The organism is Thiothrix sp. (assembly GCF_028714775.1).
Taxonomy (GTDB): domain Bacteria; phylum Pseudomonadota; class Gammaproteobacteria; order Thiotrichales; family Thiotrichaceae; genus Thiothrix.
The window spans coordinates 41,662-56,492 of the sequence record NZ_JAQTLS010000005.1; the positions used below are offsets into that span (position 1 = coordinate 41,662).

Annotated in this window: 13 protein-coding genes; 6 read left to right on the forward strand and 7 right to left on the reverse strand. The window is 53.9% G+C overall.

Translation table 11 applies throughout. The features are described from left to right. Positions 1-77 precede the first annotated feature (77 nt). Positions 78-1,091: a hypothetical protein gene (locus PHE17_RS05615; RefSeq protein WP_301014838.1), complete on the reverse strand. Its 1,014-nt coding sequence runs from the start codon at positions 1,089-1,091 to the stop codon at positions 78-80. Positions 1,092-1,185: 94 nt separating this feature from the next. Here PHE17_RS05615 and PHE17_RS05620 point away from each other — a divergent pair, with 94 nt between their 5' ends. From PHE17_RS05620 to PHE17_RS05635, 4 genes are all read left to right on the forward strand, one after another. After that, a complete protein-coding gene (locus tag PHE17_RS05620) occupies positions 1,186-1,869 on the forward strand; it encodes a response regulator transcription factor (RefSeq protein ID WP_301014839.1) in 684 nt (227 codons plus the stop codon). Beyond that, entirely contained in the window at positions 1,850-3,217 is a 1,368-nt protein-coding gene (locus PHE17_RS05625; protein ID WP_301014840.1) for an ATP-binding protein, read from the forward strand. The genes PHE17_RS05620 and PHE17_RS05625 overlap by 20 nt, the downstream gene beginning before the upstream one ends. A gap of 90 nt (positions 3,218-3,307) precedes the next feature. Next, positions 3,308-3,667 (forward strand): hypothetical protein, encoded by a 360-nt coding sequence (locus PHE17_RS05630; protein WP_301014841.1) that lies wholly within the window; start codon positions 3,308-3,310, stop codon positions 3,665-3,667. Positions 3,668-3,736: 69 nt separating this feature from the next. Further along, the gene (locus PHE17_RS05635; protein WP_301014842.1) at positions 3,737-6,664 is read left to right on the forward strand and encodes a CHAT domain-containing protein; all 2,928 of its coding nucleotides are present in this window, start codon (positions 3,737-3,739) and stop codon (positions 6,662-6,664) included. 90 nt (positions 6,665-6,754) lie between these two features. On the opposite strand, the gene PHE17_RS05640 is transcribed toward PHE17_RS05635, so the two are convergent. Further along, the gene (locus PHE17_RS05640) at positions 6,755-7,168 is read right to left on the reverse strand and encodes a hypothetical protein (RefSeq protein WP_301014843.1); all 414 of its coding nucleotides are present in this window, start codon (positions 7,166-7,168) and stop codon (positions 6,755-6,757) included. A gap of 75 nt (positions 7,169-7,243) precedes the next feature. On the opposite strand from PHE17_RS05640, the gene PHE17_RS05645 reads away from it, so the two are divergent. Both PHE17_RS05645 and PHE17_RS05650 read left to right on the forward strand, forming a co-directional pair. After that, on the forward strand, positions 7,244-7,570 hold the full coding sequence (locus PHE17_RS05645) for a TraR/DksA family transcriptional regulator (protein WP_301014844.1): 327 nt from the start codon (positions 7,244-7,246) through the stop codon (positions 7,568-7,570). A 104-nt stretch (positions 7,571-7,674) separates the two neighbouring features. Then, positions 7,675-7,971 carry a DUF333 domain-containing protein gene (locus PHE17_RS05650; protein WP_301014845.1) on the forward strand — a complete coding sequence of 99 codons (297 nt, stop codon included), beginning with the start codon at positions 7,675-7,677 and terminating at the stop codon, positions 7,969-7,971. A 5-nt stretch (positions 7,972-7,976) separates the two neighbouring features. On the opposite strand, the gene PHE17_RS05655 is transcribed toward PHE17_RS05650, so the two are convergent. The 5 genes from PHE17_RS05655 to PHE17_RS05675 all read right to left on the reverse strand — a co-directional run bounded on the left by PHE17_RS05655 (position 7,977) and on the right by PHE17_RS05675 (position 14,827). Continuing rightward, positions 7,977-9,494 (reverse strand): SpoVR family protein, encoded by a 1,518-nt coding sequence (locus PHE17_RS05655; protein WP_301014846.1) that lies wholly within the window; start codon positions 9,492-9,494, stop codon positions 7,977-7,979. Further along, positions 9,494-10,783 (reverse strand): YeaH/YhbH family protein, encoded by a 1,290-nt coding sequence (locus PHE17_RS05660; RefSeq protein WP_301014847.1) that lies wholly within the window; start codon positions 10,781-10,783, stop codon positions 9,494-9,496. The genes PHE17_RS05655 and PHE17_RS05660 overlap by 1 nt, the downstream gene beginning before the upstream one ends. Positions 10,784-10,792: 9 nt before the next feature. Next, positions 10,793-12,718 (reverse strand): PrkA family serine protein kinase, encoded by a 1,926-nt coding sequence (locus PHE17_RS05665; protein WP_301014848.1) that lies wholly within the window; start codon positions 12,716-12,718, stop codon positions 10,793-10,795. Between the two features lie 244 nt (positions 12,719-12,962). Further along, positions 12,963-13,319 carry a hypothetical protein gene (locus tag PHE17_RS05670; protein ID WP_301014849.1) on the reverse strand — a complete coding sequence of 119 codons (357 nt, stop codon included), beginning with the start codon at positions 13,317-13,319 and terminating at the stop codon, positions 12,963-12,965. Between the two features lie 170 nt (positions 13,320-13,489). Next, on the reverse strand, positions 13,490-14,827 hold the full coding sequence (locus PHE17_RS05675) for a dihydroorotase (RefSeq protein WP_301014850.1): 1,338 nt from the start codon (positions 14,825-14,827) through the stop codon (positions 13,490-13,492). Positions 14,828-14,831: the final 4 nt, after the last annotated feature.

Sequence of the window (14,831 nt, forward strand, 5' to 3'; positions counted from 1 at the left end):
TATTGGCTGCATTGTAACATTGCAGGCTGTCCACAAAGCAAACCTCCGTAACTATTTTTCACGCCAAGCCTGCTGCCTTAACCACCCTGTACAGCCAGATATTCAAGTATCTGCCGATAAAGCCCCTTCACGCGGGCGGCTTGCTCAGCCCCCAATGACGCATAGTTATCGAGTCCGGGAGCGTCGTTCAATTCAATGATATTCCACTCTTGTTCCGAAGCGTTGCTGGTCAGGTCATCGCAGAGAATATCGACGCCGCAAAGCTGAAGCCCCAGCGTTTTGCTTGCCTTGACCGCAATCGCGGCAAACGAGTCATGCAGGGTGTCGGTCACATCCGCCGATGTTCCGCCTGTGGAAAGGTTAGCATTATCAAGCAGCACCAGCCGCTCGCCCATTGCTGGGATGGTGTTGCGCGTGCATTGCAGCTCCCGCAGCTTTATGTCGATGCGCGTATCCGAGGTGTCTATCTCGGAATTGGGGCGACCGAGGTGTTCGAGTTGTTCCTTTGACTGCCGCAGCAATGCCTCAATGGAATGTTCGCCGTCACCAACCACTGCCAAGGGAATGCGCTCATACGCGGAAATGATTTTTTCGCCCAATACTACGACACGGTAATCCCGCCCCCCGCAGGCTTGCTCAACCAATAATACGTCGGTACGTTCAAAGATTTGCGCGGCTGCATTGGCAATGTCCGTAGGCACATACGCCTTGGTAACGAATGCGCCTTGACTGAGGTTGTTCGGCTTGACGAAGACCGGGAACCCCATTTGCGCCGCGAATTGGATCGCTTCTGTTACTCCCCTGCGACGAGCGGCAGGCAGGTTAGCATTGAGCTTGTCGGAAAAGAACGTCTTATTGGTGGGCACATTCAAGCCATGTTTGCGCAGAAAGAAGTTGGTATAGCCCTTATCTTTGGCAATTTCACTGGAACCCGCCGGATTGACGTTGAAATTCGTATTCTTGAAAAGATGGCGGTGTCCATCAGGAAAAGTCAGTTCGCCAGCAAATTTATATTCTGGCTCTAATTCCACCGTAATCCCCATAGCTGGGGCAATCTCCGCAATGAGCATTGAAGCAAAGGGATAACGCATAATGTCCTGTCCTGAGCGTAGAAGATGAGTGCCAGACTGTAACATTACAGGATGTTCACAAGGCAAACTTCCACAACTGTTTTATGCTTAAACCATGAATATCCTAATCGTAGAAGATGACCGCCAAACCGCCAGCTTCATCCAGAAAGGCTTGATGGAAAGTGGCTACACCGTTGACCACGCTGCTGATGGCGAGGATGGCTTGCACCTAGCTTCCAACGGCAATTACGACGCGCTGATCGTTGACCGGATGTTGCCCAAACGCGATGGCCTGTCGCTGATCCAGACCCTGCGCTCGCAAGGTTTCCAGACTCCTGTGCTGATATTGAGCGCTTTGGGCGAAGTCGATAACCGCGTGGAAGGTTTACGTGCCGGTGGCGATGATTACTTGGTGAAGCCGTATGCTTTCAGCGAATTGCTGGCACGCCTGCAAGCACTGTTACGCCGCACCCAGCCCGTGCAGGAACAAACATTGCTCAAGGTGCGTGACTTGGAAATGGACTTGCTGAAACGCCGCGTGACCCGTGGCGGCACAGTGATTAGCCTGCAACCGCGTGAATTCAACCTGCTCGAATACCTGATGCGCCACGCCGGGCAAGTTGTGACCCGCACCATGTTGCTGGAAAAGGTTTGGGATTACCATTTCGACCCGCAAACCAACGTGATCGACGTACATATCAGCCGCTTGCGCAGCAAAGTCGACAAGGATTTCACCGTGCCATTGCTGCATACCATCCGAGGGGCGGGCTACCTGCTGCATGATCCAGAAGCTGTTTAAGACCACCGTTTTCCGCCTGTCGCTGGTGTACGCGCTATTATTCAGCACCGTGGCAGCCGGGGCGTTGGGTTTCATTTACTGGATGGCGAAATCGCAAATGCAGGAGCAAACCGACACGCGCCTGCAATTGGAAACCGATGCGCTGTTGCACCGTTACCGCACCACGGCGGTGGAAGGGCTGTTACAGGTCATCCAAATCAGGAATAGCGACGGCGGTTCGCGTTACCTGATTGCCAATCTCGTCAACCGCCAACAGCAAGACTTAACCCGCGAGCTGGAATTCGACAGCCTCAGTGGCGACCATACCCAAGCATTTACCACCCTGCCCTTGAGCAAAATTACTGGCAACCGCCAACAAAACCAACCGACGCGCTTATTGCTGACCCTGCTGCCCGGCGGCTACCAACTGCTGGTAGCGACTGACCTCAAGGAACAGCACACCCTGCTCAACCGCTTGCTGTTCACGGTACTGACCGCCATTGGGCTGATTTTCACCCTTGCTATTATCGGCGGAAGCTTCATTGGTTATAACGTGCTGCACCGCATCAATGCCGTGGGCAAAACTGCCAATGAAATCATCAACGGCAACCTCAACCAGCGGATGCCCGTCACCCGCCGCAATGATGAATTCGACCGACTCAGCCGGGTACTGAACACCATGCTGGAGCGCATCAGCCACCTGATGCAAGGGATGCGCGAAGTCACCGACAACCTTGCACACGACCTGCGCAACCCGCTCAACCGCTTGCGCAACCGTTTGGAAGCCAGCCAATACGAAGCCAGCGAAAAAACCGATTACCCGCAATTGATCCAAGACACCATCCAAGACGTGGACGACCTGATCCGAACATTCAATGCCCTGCTGAGCATCGCGCAAATGGAATCCGGCGTGCAGCGCGATGATTGGACAGACGTTGACTTAAGCGCCCTCACCGACGAACTGGCAGAGCTTTACACGGCGGTCGCGGAAGAACAGGGGCTTACCCTCACCCATCAGGCCGAACCCGGCTTACACACCCACGGCAACCGCCAATTGCTGGCGCAAGCCATTACCAACCTGCTGGATAACGCAGTCAAATACACACCAGCGGGCGGGGCAATCACCCTCACCGCCGCACGTCATGCCGATCAGATTACCATCGGTGTTGCCGATAACGGGCCGGGGATTCCTGCGGAACAGCACGGGCAGGTGTTTAAACGTTTCACGCGGTTGGATAATGCCCGCAGTTCCCCCGGTAATGGGCTGGGCTTGAGTTTGGTGAAAGCGGTGGCGGATTTGCACGGGGCGGAAATCCAGTTGCAGGATAACCAGCCCGGATTGAAGGCGAATCTGATTTTGGCGGGTTAACGCTGCTGAGATAATTGCCGGTATGACGCTGAATCCCCTTATGAAAAAGCGTACTATTCACCCACGCTGATGATTTTTTAGGAACAAGTGATGGCAACTATCCAGTTTCGCGGCGACGATGCCGCATTCATGCAAGACTTATCCGCACAACTCACCGATGACCTGCAACGGGTCGGGCTGGATGCGGATGTGCAGCTCACGACACCAATCAATGAAGAAACGACACGCGGCGATCCAGTCATCTGGGGTGTAGTGGCAACGGCAGTGGCTGCTGGTGGTGCACTCACGGCATTTCTGGGCAAGGATGGCGGTTTGTCGGCACTGGCGAAGGTGCTGGAAAAGTATATCGAAAGCCGCAAGGTGGAAGTCAATATCGAAACCGATGATGGTAAGAAAGTGAAGGTTAGCGGGTCATTAACGGCGATTAAGGCGGTGTTGAAGGAAGTTTGAATACCCTCACCCCCAGCCCCTCTCCCGCGAAGCGGTAGAGGGGAGCAAGAGAAGAACGGAGAGAGTTTCATGCAGCATTACACATTGGAATTGTTCCGCAAGGATGACTCGCGCTTTGAGTTGCGGGTGTGGGATAGCACATGGTTAACGTTTCCGCCGATTGAGCAGGTGGAGATTGATGCGCTGTTGGCATTGGCGGCGGAAAATTACCGTGTGAATGCGCCCGATCTGGAACAACGCGGGCAAGACCTGTTTGGTTGGGTCGATCGGCACAGTAATGGCTGGTTGCGGCGGGTACGCGCCATGCAGCAGCCGATGACCTTGGTGCTGGATGTGCGCGAAGCGGGTTTGCGGCATTTGCCGTGGGAATTGTTGCATGACGGGGCGCAGTTTTTGTGTGCAGACCCGTTCCAGTGGTTTACGCCGTTGCGGCGCGTGACTTCCGCCGAACGCAAACACGACTGGCAGCCGCAAAAGCGTCAGCTTGGGGTGTTGTTCATGGCGAGTTCGCCGGAGGATGTGCAGCCGGTGCTGGATTTCGAGGCGGAAGAGTCCGGTATTCTGCAAGCGACGGCACGCAAGCCGCTGGATTTGCAGGTCGAAGAAAGCGGTTCCTTGCAAGGCTTGGCAGAGCGGCTGACGGAACGTGACGATAGCCCGGATGTGATCCATTTCAGCGGTCATGCCGACATTGACAAAGCCAGCGGTCAGCCGGTGTTTTTGCTGGAAGATGAACTGGGTCGGTGCGCCCCCGCTACCCCGCAAGCACTGGCGAAGACCTTGCGGGATGCGAACAGTGCGCCGCGTGTGGTGTTCCTGTCCGGTTGCCGTACCGGGGAATCCAGCCAGCAAGACGGTATGTTGTCGTTCAGCGAACAAGTGGTGACGGCGGGTGTGCCGGTAGTGCTGGGCTGGGCATTGCCAGTGGGCGATATGGCGGCTTCGCAAGCGGCGGCAGCGTTGTATGACAAGTTGGCGACCGGCTTTGCGATTGCCGAGGCGGTGGCATTGGCTCGGCAGGCATTGCTGGAAAATCATTCGCCCTATTGGCATTTGTTGCGCTGTTACGTGGACGGTTCGGCACTGAATCCGTTGGTGGCGAAAGGCAAGCTGCGGTTGCGTCCGCATGATACGCCACAACAGTTTCTGGATGCGGGCGGGCGTGTGCCAGTGTGTGCGCGGACGGCGTTTATCGGGCGGCGGCGTTTGTTGCAACGCAGTTTGGGGTGCTTGCGGGCATGGCAGGGGGATGAGGCGTATGCCGAGGGTATCCTGTTGCACGGCATGGGTGGGCTGGGCAAAAGCAGCACGGCGGCACGGCTGATTGACCGTTTGCGTAACAGCCACGATGCGGTGGTGTGTTACGGCGGGCTGGATGAAACCGTGCTGGTGGCGGCACTCGGCAAGGCATTGCCCAAGGCGCAAAGCCTGCTGAACGACGCCGGACAAACGCTGGAACAACGCCTGCGTGAATTGTTCGAGCCGGAAGACAACCAGCTGTGTGCAAAACCGTTGCTGCTGGTGTTTGACGATTTCGAGCAAAACATCCCGCTGGAGCGGCGCAAGCTGGGGCAGGCAGATTACCATCCGGCGAGTCTGGCGGTGTTGTATACCGTGTTGCAAGCGATCCACGATAGCCAGAGTGACACGCGGGTAATTGTCACCAGCCGCTTTGACGTGCCAGTACCGCGCCCGTGCCGCTTGCATACCGAGAACCCGCAAACCCTGCACGCTGCCGACCTGAAGAAAAAGCTGGCGCAATTGCCGGGTTTGTTGCCAGTCACCACGGGCAATGGGCATGAAAGGGATGCGGAAAATGCTTTGCGCTTGCGGGCGGTGGAGGTGGCGGCGGGCAATCCGCGTTTGTTGGAATGGCTGCATGGCGTGTTGCAAGAGCGCAGCCTGCCGGTCAGTGCCTTGCTCGACAAGCTGGAACAGGAAGAGGCGCGATTCCGCGAAGACGTGCTGATCAACGAGTTGGTGGACGCGCAAACGCCCGCCGTGCGCCATACGCTTGCCTGTGCCGCGCTCTATCGCCTGCCCGTGGTGCTTGCCGCCATCGAAGCCCTGAGTGCTGACCCACAAACCGCGCAACACCTGCAAACCGCCGCCCGCGTCGGGCTGGTGGAAATCACCCCTACGCCCGACGGCGACCACTACTTCGTCTCCAACCTGCTGGACAATGCGCTCGCCGAAACCCTTGATGTTAGCGAACGCCAGCCACTCGCCGCCAAAGCCAGCCAATATTTGTTTGAAGCCACCAAAGACGGCAGGCCGGAAGCGTGGAGTGTGGAAGTCGTGCGGCTGGCAGTGTTGGGGCAAGAGCAAGGCATTGCGGTGGAAGTCGGTCACTCCCTTGCGGACACGATGTATTGGGCTAATCGCTACCGTGAAGCCCTAAACTTGTGCCAACAAATACTCACACTGGGCGAAGATTTCAGGATTCTGACTACGCTCACCCGTGCGGAGCAAAGCCTCGGTAGCGGTGCTGATGCGGTGCAGCACATTGAACGAGCGGTACAACTGCTCCCTGTTGACAAAACAACGCTTTCTGACGCGATGCTAAAGGAGACTGCCTTCACAATGGGGGCTTTTGCCGACATCCTGCAAGCGCGGGGGCAACTCGACGACGCTCTCAACATCCGGCAGACAGAGCAACTCCCGGTCTATGAGAAGCTCGGCGATGTGCGCTCAAAAGCGGTGACGATGGGGAAGATCGCCGACATCCTGCAAGCGCGGGGGCAACTCGACGACGCTCTCAACATCCGGCAGACAGAGCAACTCCCGGTCTATGAGAAGCTCGGCGATGTGCGCTCAAAAGCGGTGACGATGTGGTGGATTGCCACTTTGTTATGGGCAAAAGACCCTAATGCCCATCGGGAACGTATCCGTGAATTGCTTTGCCAAGCCAAGCAAGATTTTCTGCGGATGCGCTTGCCAGAAGCAGATTCAATCCAGAAGTTCATAGAAAGCTACGGTTTAACCTGCGATCAATAACTCCCCTCTCGCTCCCTGCCCCCCTTGCGGGGGGCGAAGTGCCGCGTTCAAGCGGCTGGAATGGGCCGGGGATGGGGGTGGCGGGTTCCCCTAACGTTTCACCGCATCCTGCATAATACTGTTCGCCGTATCCACCGTCGCACGGTTAACCGCCTGCACCAAATCATTGGTCGGAATCGGCATCCCGTTGATCATCATGGAAGTGGGGGTATTGGCGTATTCGCCCAGCGTATTGCGCACATCCATGTCTTGGCTGCTCAGGCCGTAAATGCACACTGCCTGTGAAACTTCGCCGGGAGCTTGCCCGACCAACGCGAAATCAAGGCTCACTTGCAGTTGCACGCCTTTTTGTTCCATCTGCTTTTCGCCTTGCCAAAGCACCCCTTTGTTGCCCGCCAATGCTACTGTGACTGCCTTGCAGGTATTGATGGGGCTATCCAATGCATGACCACCGGAACAGCCAGCCAGTATCCCAAACAACAAAATCAAGCCCAGCGTGCGCATTTTACGTGTTCTCCCTTGCCTTTCATCAACCCGAAAACCCGATTATGGGTTATGATCAAACTATGAATGGATGTAATGAGAACAGAAAACATGTACGAAGAAAAGCATAAGCAATTAAAAGAGTTGGAAAAAGTCCTCACTGAGCGCGTGGATGGCTTGGCTCGGGATTTGAGCAGTACGCACAGCGCCGACTCTGCTGAACAAGTGACGGAGCGTGAAAATGAAGACGTGCTACGCAACTTGCAAGAAGAAACCAAGATGGAACTGCAACAGGTGCGTGCCGCGCTGAAGCGCCTTGATGCCGGTGAATATGGCGTGTGCGCCAGTTGTGGGGCAGACATCAGCCCTGCACGCCTGCAAGCATTGCCTTATGCAACCTTGTGTATCCACTGCGCAAAATAAAATCAGATTGGCGGCTTATCCGTTGGTATTTTTCGTGCAGGCAAAGTGAAAGTGCTTACAGTAAAATGGCACAGTTTTCACTTACCCCATGAACGGAGATATACATGAAATTAGCCGTCGGTTTTGTTATCGCTTTGAGCTTTGCCTTAAGCGCCTGTACTGCTGTTGCCCCACCGATGCCTACCGCACCAGTCGCAACCCAAGCTGCTACCCGTGCCACTAACCCCGCTTCCATGAACTGCATACAAAATCATGGCAAGCTGGAAATCGTTCAAACCCCTGAAGGCGAAAAAGGCGAATGCGTGCTGCCTAGCGGCAAACGTTGCGACGAATGGGAAATGTTCCGGGGCAACTGCCCGACCCGCACGGTCAATGTTGGCATGAAAAAGTTCGGCCTCTAAGCCGCTCAAGCACCAACATCCCCCACCAGATGGTAACTACGCACACTGCGCCCATCTGGCTCTACCGAATGCAGATGCACGTCATAACCCCACAAACGATGGACGTGGCGTAGCATCTCGTTCACCTCCCCGTGCAAGGGGCGGCGGTTATTCAAGGTATGCTGTAAGGTCAGCGAACGGTCGCCGCGCACATTAACGTTGTACACCTGAATATCCGGCTCTTGGTGGCTCAGGTTGTATTGCTGCGAAAGCATTTCCCGCACCTGCCGATAACCGTCGTCATTATGGATCGCGGCAATGTCGATGGTGTTCTTACGGTCATCGTCTTCCAGCGCGAATAGGTGGAAATCGCGGATCACCTTGGGCGACAGGAATTGCAGGATGAAACTTTCATCGCGGTAATTGCGCATCACCCGATCCAAGGTCGCAATCCAGTCGGAACCGGCAATATCCGGGAACCACTGCCTATCCTCATCGGTGGGCTTTTCGCAGATACGGCGTATGTCTTTCATCATCGCAAAACCCAGCGCATACGGGTTGATGCCGGAATAATACGGGCTATCAAAACCGGGCTGCATCACCACATTGGTATGCGAAGTGAGGAATTCCATCATGAACCCTTCATTCACCAGCCCTTCGTCGTACAGTTCGTTGAGGATGGTGTAATGCCAGAAGGTTGCCCAGCCTTCATTCATCACCTGCGTCTGGCGTTGTGGGTAGAAATACTGCGCAACTTTACGCACGATGCGGATGATTTCGCGCTGCCAGATTTCCAGTGACGGGGAATTTTTCTCGATGAAATACAGGATATTTTCCTGAGGTTCTGACGGGAAGCGCCCCACGGCTTTAGCCGCCTCTTCATTGACGCGGTTACGGTGCGGCAAAGTACGCCACAAGTCATTCAAGTGTTGCTGGATGTACAACTCACGCTCTTGCTGCCGCGCCATTTCTTCCGTCGCGGAAATCGGCGATGGGCGCTTGTAACGGTCAACCCCGTAATTCATCAGCGCATGGCAAGAATCCAGCAGCATTTCCACCGCTTCCACCCCAAAGCGCTCTTCGCACTGGCGGATGTAATTCTTGGCAAACATCAAATAGTCGATGATGGCTTCCGCGTCCGTCCACGCCCGGAACAAGTAATTGCCCTTGAAAAAGGAATTGTGACCGTAACAGGCGTGCGCAATCACCAGCGCTTGCATGGTCAGGGTATTTTCTTCCATCAAATAAGCGATGCACGGGTTGGAATTGATGACGATTTCATACGCCAACCCCATGCGTCCCCGGCTGTAGTTTTGCTCCACATTGACGAAATGTTTGCCATAAGACCAGTGATTGTAAAATACCGGCATCCCGATGGAAGCATAAGCATCCATCATCTGGTCGGAACGGATGATCTCAATCTGGTTCGGGTAAGTGTCGAGCCGGAACTTTTCCTTGGCAATGCGCCCGATTTCGCGGTTATAGGTTTCGATGGTCTCGAATGTCCATTCCGAACTGGTGGAAATGTAGCGTTTCTCGTCCATTAGCCCACCTCCTCCCCGGCGTGTTTACGGAACAGTTCGCGGAATACTGGATAAATTTCGGCATTATTGCGCACCCGCTGGATGGCAAAACGGTCGTGGAAATCGCCCTGCAAACGTTCGTACAAATACCACAAGCCTTGCGGATCACGGTCGCCGATTTCGATATAGGTGTAATACTGCACAAACGGCAGGATGTGGTCGCTCAATGCCGTGCGGCAACGCTCGTTGTCTTCATGCCAGTTGTCACCGTCGGAAGCTTGCGCCACGTAAATATTCCACTGGTCGGGCGAATAGCGTTCTTCAATAATGTCACCCATCAGCTTAAGGGCGCTGGAAACCACCGTGCCGCCGGTTTCGCGGGCGTAGAAAAAGGTTTCCTCATCCACTTCTTGCGCTTGGGTGTGGTGACGGATGAATACCACTTCAATCTTTTCATAGTTCTTTTTCAGGAACAGGTACAGCAGGAAAAAGAAGCGCTTGGCGGTGTCCTTAATGTCTTGCGTCATTGAGCCAGACACGTCCATGACGCAAAACATCACGGCTTTGGGCGACGGTTTCGGCACTTTGATCTTGAGGTTGTACTTGAGGTCGAAATCGTCCAGCCACGGGATTGCGTTCATGCGCACATTCAGGCGCTGCAACTCCGCTTCCAACAGCAAACGCTGCTCTTCCGTCTCATCGCAGGTTTCGTATTGTTCAAGTTCTTCCATCTCTGCCAGCACTTCGCGGCGACGGCGGCGCTCTTTACCGCGCAAGGCAATCCGCCGTGCATGGGCACTGCGCATGGAACGCACGATATTGATTTGTGCCGGATTGCCCACTTCGCTGACCCCGGCACGTTGGTAGTCGAAGGAATCCATACTCAGCAACTGGCGCTTGACCATGTTTGGCAGTGCCAAATCTTCAAACAGGTATTCAAGAAACTCCTGCTGGGAAATTTGGAAGATGAAATCATCATCCCCTTCCCCATCTGCCGAAGCTTGCCCCGAACCACTGCCACCACCACCCCCAGCAGGTGGACGTTGGATGCGGTCGCCCGGTACAAATTCCTTGTTGCCCGGATGCACAATATCGCGCTTACCGCCTTGCCCGTGGCGGAATACCGGCTCGGAAATGTCGCGCTTGGGGATAGTGATACTTTCCCCCTGCTCCATGTCCGTGATGTTGCGGCGGCTGACAGCATCGGACACCGCACGGCGAATCTGTTTCTGGTAACGCTTCAGGAAACGTTCCCGATTCACCATGCTCTTGTTTTTGCTATTCAGGCGACGGTCAACGATATAGGTCATGCTAACCCCTTACTGCGACTTACGTACCCGCAGATACCATTCAGCCAACAGGCGTACCTGCTTTTCAGTGTAACCCCGTTTCATCATACGCTCGACGAAGTTATCGTGCTTGCGCTGTTCATCCGAGGTGGATTTCGCCCCGTAGGAAATGACGGGCAGCAAGTCTTCGGTGCTGGAGAACATTTTCATCTCAATCACGCGCCGCAGCTTTTCGTAGCTCGTCCACGCTGGGTTACGCCCACCGTTATTGGCACGCGCCCGCAGCACGAAATTGACGATCTCATTACGGAAATCTTTCGGGTTGCTGATGCCCGCTGGTTTCTCGATCTTTTCCAGATCGGCGTTCAGCGAAGCGCGGTTGAGCAATTCGCCGGTTTCCGGGTCGCGGAATTCCTGATCCTGAATCCAGAAATCCGCATAAGTTACGTAACGGTCGAACAGATTTTGCCCGTACTCGGAATAGGATTCGAGGTAAGCAGTTTGGATTTCCTTGCCGATGAAATCCACATAGCGCGGCGCGAGGTATTCCTTGATGAAGCGGATGTAACGTGCCTGCAATTCGGCTTGGAATTGCTCTTTCTCGATCTGGCGCTCCAACACATACATCAGATGAACTGGGTCAGCCGCCACTTCGGTCGCGTCATAGTTGAACACTTTCGACAAAATCTTGAAGGCAAAACGGGTGGAAAGCCCATTCATGCCCTCATCCACGCCCGCTGCATCTTGGTACTCTTGGATGGTTTTGGCTTTCGGGTCGATGTCCTTGAGGTTCTCGCCGTCGTAAATGCGCATTTTGGAAAACAGGTTGGAGTTTTCCGGCTCTTTCAGGCGCGACAGCACGATGAATTGCGCCAGTAACTTGAGGGTATCCGGTGCGCACGGCGATGCAGCCAATGAACTGTTAATCAGCAGTTTTTCGTAAATCTTGATCTCTTCGGTAACGCGCAAGCAATACGGCACTTTGACGATGGAAACGCGGTCAATGAACGCTTCATTGTTGCGGTTACTTTTGAATGCCTGCCATTCGGATTCGTTCGAGTGCGCAAGGATTACCCCGGAAAACGGGATCGCACCGATACTTTCCGTGCCGTTGTAGTTGCCTTCCTGCGTGGCGGTCAGCAGTGGATGCAGTACCTTGATCGGCGCTTTGAACATTTCCACGAATTCCATCAAGCCCTGATTCGACAGGCTCAAACCACCGGAATAGCTGTAAGCGTCGGTGTCATTCTGCGGGTAATCTTCCAGCTTACGGATGTCGACCTTGCCCACCAGTGCGGAAATGTCTTGGTTGTTTTCATCCCCCGGCTCGGTTTTGGACACCGCAATTTGGTTCATGCGCGATGGATAGCGTTTAACCACACGGAATTGGGTGATGTCACCGCCAAACTCGTGCAGCCGCTTGACCGCCCACGGCGACATGATCGTTTTCAGGTAACGGTGCGGGATGCCGTAATCCTCTTCCAGAATCGCCCCGTCCTCTTCCGCATTGAACAATCCCAGTGGGGATTCATTGATCGGGGAACCTTTGATAGCGTAAATCGGCATCTTTTCAATCAGCGCCTTCAAACGTTCGGCGAGCGAAGACTTACCACCACCGACAGGCCCCAGCAGGTAGAGCACCTGCTTGCTTTCTTCCAAACCTTGGGCTGCGTGACGGAAAAAGGACACGATCTGCTCAATGCAGTCTTCCATGCCATAGAATTCGTAGAAGGCAGGATAACGGCGGATAACCTTGTTGGAAAAAATCCGACTCATGCGTGGATCGCGTGAAGTATCAACAACTTCCGCCTCCCCAATCGCGTGGAGCATACGCTCGGCGGCAGTGGCATAAGCCATGTGGTCGTGTTTGCAGATGTCGAGGTATTCCTGCAACGAGTATTCTTCTTCTCGTAATGCTTCGTAGCGGGACTGATAGTGACTGAATATGCTACTCATTTTATTCCCCTTGGCTGGTGGGCTACGGACTGGTGAATCCGCCTATCCTTACTTTTAGACTAAAGATGTACCGAAAAGTGTAATTTTTATTTCAAAGCCTATTATGCGCATAATTTAGCCCAATCTTGCGACTTCCCCCATAAATAACGGATGAATGGAAGCAAAAAAGCCATCAGCCGCACACAAAAAAGCCCCGGTACGCTAAGCGTCCGGGGCCGGAGACGACTAAGACACAAGTGCTAGCTTACGGAGGGCAGTCCCATACACTGCATTCTTCTTCCGTAACATGCGCATCTGCATCATGTGCAGGTGTGTTCAAGCGGGATGTGTCAGTCAAAAAGGCTTCATTGGGTGCTTTGTATACCAGTACCACCCCAGAACCGCTGCGCAGCAAGTCCATAGTTGGCCCCAGACGGCGGTCAGGCCACCAGATCATGATACGAGGTTCGCTCATGGCTGGACGCAGGTCTTCGTCATCGTCCATAAAGTACAAGGAACCAATCATTTTATTGGCGGCATTATAGAGGTGAATTTCAGCCCATACACCGTGGCGAACATGGCGATGGATGACCCGGTAGGATGCGATTACATGCTGAATCATTTGTTGTTCCTCCATGAAACAATATAATTTAGGAACTTAAGTGGTGGGGTTTAACCTGTCCCCACACTGAAGTTTAGCTCGTCCCTGAAACATTGTTTTATGGGTTCATAACTCTCCGACAAACGGCATAAATCGGGGTAAATGTGGTTTATCTCAAAACCATACCCAGTTTATCGGTCGAACTCCAAGGCCATCCCGACAGGATCAACATCCAATAACAACCCATTTCGCCACACCAGTTGCCCATTAACAATCGTGGCAGCGATACTGGAGCGGAATTCATAACCATCGAATGGCGTCCAGCCACACTTCGACAAACTGTTTGCATGGGTTGCCAAGAACGGCTTTTCCAAATCAACCAATACCAGATCAGCCCAATAACCTTCGCGGATATAGCCCCGGTCTTTAATCTTGAACAATTCGGCAACGGCATGACTAGTCTTTTCGACGATGAATTCCAGCGTAAAGATGCCATCGTGGTAATGTTCCAGCACCGTTTGCAGCGCGTGTTGCACCAACGGCAAACCAGAAGGCGCTTTGAAATAGCTGCTATTTTGCTTTTCATCCCACGTATGCGGCGCATGGTCAGTGCCAATCACATCCAACCGCCCATCCAGCAGTGCTTGGATAATGCCAGCCCGGTCTTCCGCTGTTTTAATTGCCGGATTGCATTTAATCAGCGCCCCTTTGGAGACGTAATCTTCCTCGGCAAAATGCAGGAAATGTACGCAAGCTTCCGCCGTAATTAACTTGTCTTGCAAAGGCAGCGAAGAAAAACGTTCCGCTTCTTTAGCCGTAGAAATATGCAGGATATGCAAGCGCGTGCCACAACGTTTCGCCAACTCCATCGCCAGCGAGGACGACTTATAGCAGGCCGCTTCACTGCGGATCGTCGGGTGCAAATAAAATGGAATATTATCGCCGTAAATGCTGCGGTAACTTTCCTCATTCTCTAAAATAGTGGGGGTATCTTCGCAATGTGCTGCGATTAAAGTTGGTGCATGGGTGAATATCTGCTCCAGAATTTCCGGGTCATCAACCAACATATTGCCAGTGGAAGCACCCATGAATACTTTTATCCCGCACGCATCTTTGGGGTTTAACGCCTTAATCGCTTCGATATTATCGCTGGAAGCACCTAAATAGAAAGCGTAGTTCGCTGCCACACGCCCTGCTGCCAACTGTTTTTTTTCATTGAGAACCGCCGTGGTCAAGGTATTCGGGACGGTATTCGGCATATCCATGAAACTGGTGATTCCGCCCGCCACTGCTGCCCCGCTTTCCGTTGCCATATCGCCCTTGTGGGTCAACCCCGGCTCGCGGAAATGCACCTGATCGTCAATCATGCCCGGCAGCAGGTAACGCCCTTTCGCATCCAGCACTTTGACATCCGGCGCAGACAGGTTGCTACCGATTTCCTCGATACGCCCATTGCGGATAAGCACATCACTGGCAGTAATCTGCCCTTCGTTGACCAATTTGGCGTTAACAATCAGCAGAGAACTCATGGGG